The organism is Polaromonas sp., from assembly GCF_039930745.1.
Taxonomy (GTDB): domain Bacteria; phylum Pseudomonadota; class Gammaproteobacteria; order Burkholderiales; family Burkholderiaceae_C; genus Polaromonas.
This window is the reverse complement of sequence record NZ_JBDTTH010000163.1, coordinates 1-4,813: the sequence shown is the minus strand read 5'-3', so window position 1 is coordinate 4,813 and position 4,813 is coordinate 1. Positions and strand designations below refer to the sequence as shown.

The following is a 4,813-nucleotide window of genomic DNA, read 5'->3' as shown; positions in this document are numbered from 1 at the left end:
CGGATCAGGGCGAGCGATTGTCTGAGCGCAGCGAGTTCGAGCTCGACCCCGGCTGGACCGAGCACCGCAGGTTGCCCCGTAGCGCAGCGCAGGGGACGCAGACAGCGGGGTCGCCTTTTCTTTGCTTACTTTCTTTTGGCGAAGTGTATGGACAGGAGACATGGGAAACAGGTGTGCGAGGACATAGGAAACACTTCTTCAGTGCGATCAACGCAAGGAGAAGCTTATGCCCTGGCAACCGAAAGACCTCATGGATACCAAAAGAGAGTTTGTAGAGCTGGCCTTGCGCGAGGGGGCCAATCGGCGCGAGCTGTGCCGGCGCTTTGGCATTGGAGCGAAGGCGGCCTATGCGTTGCTGGCGCGTTATGCGCAGGAGGGCGATGGGGCTTTCAAAGCCCGCTCGCGTCGTCCGCATGTCAGCCCGACCCGCACCTTGCCGGCCATGGAAGAAGAGGTAACGAGCCTGCGCGAGCAGCATCCCAGCTGGGGAGGGCGCAAGATCTCGCGCCGCCTGCGCGATCTGGATCATGCACAAGCGCCTCCACCGAGCACCGTGACAGCCATCTTGCACCGCCATGGCCTGATTACCCCGGCCGCCAGCTTGGCGGCCCAGCATTGGCAGCGCTTCGAGCACGACAGCCCCAATGCGCTGTGGCAGATCGACTTCAAGGGCGACTTTGCCACCGGGCAGGGGCGCTGCTACCCGCTGACGCTGTTGGACGATCATTCGCGCTTCAACCTGGCGCTGCAGGCCTGCCCCCGTGTGGCCGCCAGCGCCGTTCAACCCTGCCTGCGCGAGGTGTTCCTGCGCTATGGCCTGCCGATGCGCATCAATGCCGACAATGGCGCCCCCTGGGGCAGTCCGCGGCTGGCCGGGCACGGCTTGAGCGAGCTCAGCGTGTGGCTGATCCGGCTGGGCATCCGTGTGAGCCACAGCGCGCCGTACCACCCGCAGACCAACGGCAAGATCGAGCGCTTTCACCGCTCACTCAAAGCCGAGGTGCTGGCCGGGCGCAGCTTTGCCAATCTGCAGCAAGCGCAAACTGCCTTCGAGAGCTGGCGCGGTTTCTACAACCACGAGCGGCCCCACGATGCGCTAAACCTGCAAACGCCTGCCAGGCGTTACCGACCCAGCCTGAGCAGCTATCCGCAGACTTTGCCGCCCATCGAGTACGCCGAGGGCGACACGGTCGCGCTCGTCAAGTGGAACGGCGAAGTTCACTTCAAGGGCAACAAGCTGCGGGTGTCGAGCGCATTGCTCAAGCTGCCGATAGCCTTCAGGCCAGACGCCAAAGTCGACGGTTGCTACGATGTGTTCTTCTGCCACCACCGGTTTATGAAGTTCGACTTGAATACCCTGGCGCAAGCCCGCTGAGACTTCAAGGTGTTTCCTATGTCTGCGCACACCTGTTTCGTATCTCCCCGGTCCATACAGCGACGCAAAAGAAAGTTACTTGCCGCCGGGCAACCCCCGGCTTGCTGGTTGACCACCGTCAGTTGAGAAAGAAAGCGTGTTCCCGAATTCAGCTTCGGCAAGAAACCCTGCCACCCCTCAGAGCTTGGTCTCTGGCGTCTCGTCTTCTTCAGAAGGCCAATCTCGGATATAGGCCTTGAGCATCTTGTTCTCGAAGTTCTGACCATCCACCACGGCCTTGGCGACGTCATAGAACGAAATCACGCCTTCGAGCATCTTCTTGTTGAGAACCGGCATGTAGCGTGCGTGGCGGCCCAGCATCATGCGGCGCACTTCATCGATCTCGGTGTCGGGTGTGCAGGTCAGCGGCGCGTCGTCCATAGCGGTACGAACCAGCGTTGCGCCGATCTCGCCGCCGTTCTTGACGATGCAGAGAATCACTTCGCGGAAGGTCAGCATGCCCACCAAGTCGCCGTGTTCCATGACGACGAGCGACCCGATGTCTTTTTCCGCCATGATCTGCGTCGCCTTGGCCAGGGGTTCGTCAGGCTGAACGGTGTAGAGCGTGTTGCCCTTGACGCGCAGGATATCGAGTACTTTCATGGGGTCTCCTTGCCTGAATTCTCTGGCTCATGTCTGGGTATTCTCCCGGTACGGACCCGAGGGAAATTCAGTTCAAATATAGCCCACAATCTGCCGGCAGGCCACCTCGATTTGTTTCAGTGTGAATGCCGCGTTCCCTGCTTCCCCCTTTTTTTCTGGAGACACCATGTCTGGTTACTCTGACCCGGGCTTTGACACGCTGGCCCTGCATGCCGGCGCCGCGCCCGACCCGGCCACCGGCGCGCGCGCCGTGCCCATTCACCTGACCACCTCGTTTGTCTTTGAATCCAGTGACCACGCCGCCAGCCTCTTCAATCTGGAGCGCGCTGGCCACGTCTATTCGCGCATCAGCAACCCGACCAACGCGGTGCTGGAGCAGCGCGTCGCTGCGCTGGAAGGCGGCATAGGCGCGATTGCCACCGCCAGCGGCCAGGCGGCGCTGCACCTGAGCATTGCCACGCTGATGGGTGCGGGCTCACACATCGTCGCCTCCACCGCGCTGTACGGGGGCAGCCAGAACCTGTTGCACTACACCATGCGCCGCTTCGGCATAGACACCACCTTCGTCAAACCCGGCGACATTGACGGCTGGCGCGCCGCAGTGCGGCCCAACACTAAGCTCTTCTTTGGTGAAACCGTCGGCAACCCGGGGCTGGACGTGCTGGACATGCCCACCGTCTCTGCCATAGCGCACGAGGCCGGCGTGCCGCTGCTGGTGGACTCGACCTTGACTTCGCCCTGGCTCATCAGGCCGTTCGACCACGGCGCCGACCTGATCTACCACTCGGCCACCAAGTTCCTGAGTGGCCACGGCACGGTGATTGGCGGCATCGTGGTGGACGGCGGCAGCTTTGACTGGGAAAAGTCAGGCAAATTCGGCGAGCTGACCGAGGCCTACGACGGCTTTCACAACATGGTGTTCAGCGAGGAAAGCACCGTCGGCGCTTTCTTGTTGCGGGCCCGCCGCGAAGGCCTGCGCGACTTTGGCGCCTGCATGAGCCCGCACACCGCCTGGCTGATCCTGCAGGGCATCGAAACCCTGCCGCTGCGCATGGCGCGGCACATGAGCAATACCGAAAAAGTCGTGGCTTTTCTCGCCAGCCACCCGCGGGTCTCGCGCGTTGGCCACCCCATGCTCGAGAGCCACCCCAGCCACGCGCTGGCCAAAAAACTGCTGCCGCGCGGCGCCGGTTCGGTGTTCAGCTTCGACATCAAGGGCAATCGCGAGCAGGGCAAGGCCTTCATCGAAACCCTCAAGGTGTTCAGCCACCTGGCCAACGTCGGCGACTGCCGCAGCCTGGTGATTCACCCCGCCAGCACCACGCATTTCCGCATGACGGACGAGGCGCTGGCGGGCGCCGGCATCACGCAGGGCACGATACGCCTGTCCATCGGCCTGGAAGATCCGGACGATCTGATTGACGACTTGAAGCGCGCGCTGAAGGCGGCCGAGAAAGTCGGGGCCTGAGCATGTACCTCACCGTCAACGGTCACAACACCTACTGCTACACCGGCGGCAAGCCCCTCGACGCCGCAAAACCTACCGTGGTTTTCATCCACGGCGTGCTCAACGACCACAGCGTCTGGGGTTTGCAAAGCCGCTACCTCGCCAACCATGGCTGGAACGTGCTCGCAGTAGACCTGCCGGGCCACTGCAAAAGCGCGGGCGAGGCGCCCGCCGGTGTGGAAGAAGCCGCGGACTTCGTGGTTGCGTTGCTGGATGCAGCCGGCGTCCAGCACGCCGCCCTGGTCGGCCACAGCTGGGGTTCGCTGATTGCGCTGGAGGCCGCCTCCCGGCTGAAGGAGCGCGTGAGCCATCTGGTGCTGGTCGGCATTGCCTACCCGATGAAGGTATCTCCGGCCTTGCTGGACGCCGCCTTGAACGAGCCCATGAAGGCCCTGACCATGGTCAATGTGTTTTCACGCAGTACCCTGGCCGCGCCACCCTCGGCGCTGGGCCCGGGCACCTGGGTCTATGGCGCCAGCATGGCACTGGGCCGGCGCGTGCTCGCCAGTAACACCAAAGTCAATGTGTTCCACCGCGGCTTCAAGGCCTGCGACAGTTACGCCAATGGCGACAACGCCATTTCGCAGATCACCTGCCCCGTGCTCTTCCTGCTCGGCGCCCAGGACCAGATGACACAAGCCAAGGCGGCACAGCCGCTGATAGCCAAGGCGCGGGCCAGCGGCAAAACTGTGCAAGTGATTCACGTTCCTGTCGGCCATCACCAGATGACCGAAGCACCCGAAGAGACGCTGTTTGCGATGCGGGATTTTCTGCGCACATGACATGACCATCACGCCGCCGATGACGACCGACCGGGCGCGCGAGATTGCCGGCAGCCTCGACCTACGCGCCCTGCCTCTGGACTTTTACGCCAACCCCTACCCGGTTTACGCTCTGCTGCGCGAAACCGCGCCGGTTCGGCGCATGCCTGACGGCTCGTACTTCCTCACGCGGTACGCCGACCTGGTGGCGGTGTACCGCGATGCGCAGACCTTCAGCTCGGACAAGAAGGTGGAGTTCACGCCCAAATATGGCGCGGGCGCACCGCTGCTGGAGCACCACACGACCAGCCTGGTCTTCAACGACCCGCCGCTGCACACGCGGGTGCGCAAGCTGATCATGGGCGCGCTGACGCGCCGTGCGATTGCCGACATGGAGGCGGGCCTTATCACGCTGGTGGACGGCCTGCTGGATGCCATCGAAGCCAAAGGCGGCGGCGGCGACCTGATCGAGGACTTTGCTTCGGCCATTCCGGTGGAGATCATCGGCAATCTGCTGGGCGTGCCGCA

Annotated in this window: 4 protein-coding genes and 1 pseudogene; 4 read left to right on the top strand and 1 reads right to left on the bottom strand. The window is 63.1% G+C overall.

Translation table 11 applies throughout. The features are described from left to right. Window positions 1-226: 226 nt before the first annotated feature. Window positions 227-1,375 (top strand): IS481 family transposase, encoded by a 1,149-nt coding sequence (locus ABI660_RS23010; protein WP_348072520.1) that lies wholly within the window; start codon window positions 227-229, stop codon window positions 1,373-1,375. 177 nt (window positions 1,376-1,552) lie between these two features. On the opposite strand, the gene ABI660_RS23005 is transcribed toward ABI660_RS23010, so the two are convergent. After that, window positions 1,553-2,017: a CBS domain-containing protein gene (locus ABI660_RS23005; protein ID WP_348072518.1), complete on the bottom strand. Its 465-nt coding sequence runs from the start codon at window positions 2,015-2,017 to the stop codon at window positions 1,553-1,555. A gap of 166 nt (window positions 2,018-2,183) precedes the next feature. On the opposite strand from ABI660_RS23005, the gene ABI660_RS23000 reads away from it, so the two are divergent. The 3 genes and pseudogenes from ABI660_RS23000 to ABI660_RS22990 form a co-directional block, all read left to right on the top strand. Beyond that, on the top strand, window positions 2,184-3,485 hold the full coding sequence (locus ABI660_RS23000; protein WP_348072516.1) for an O-acetylhomoserine aminocarboxypropyltransferase: 1,302 nt from the start codon (window positions 2,184-2,186) through the stop codon (window positions 3,483-3,485). A 2-nt stretch (window positions 3,486-3,487) separates the two neighbouring features. After that, complete coding sequence (locus ABI660_RS22995) at window positions 3,488-4,306, top strand: alpha/beta hydrolase (protein WP_348072514.1); 819 nt, start codon at window positions 3,488-3,490, stop codon at window positions 4,304-4,306. Window position 4,307: 1 nt separating this feature from the next. Continuing rightward, a pseudogene (locus ABI660_RS22990) lies at window positions 4,308-4,813 on the top strand (cytochrome P450); the annotation flags it as partial.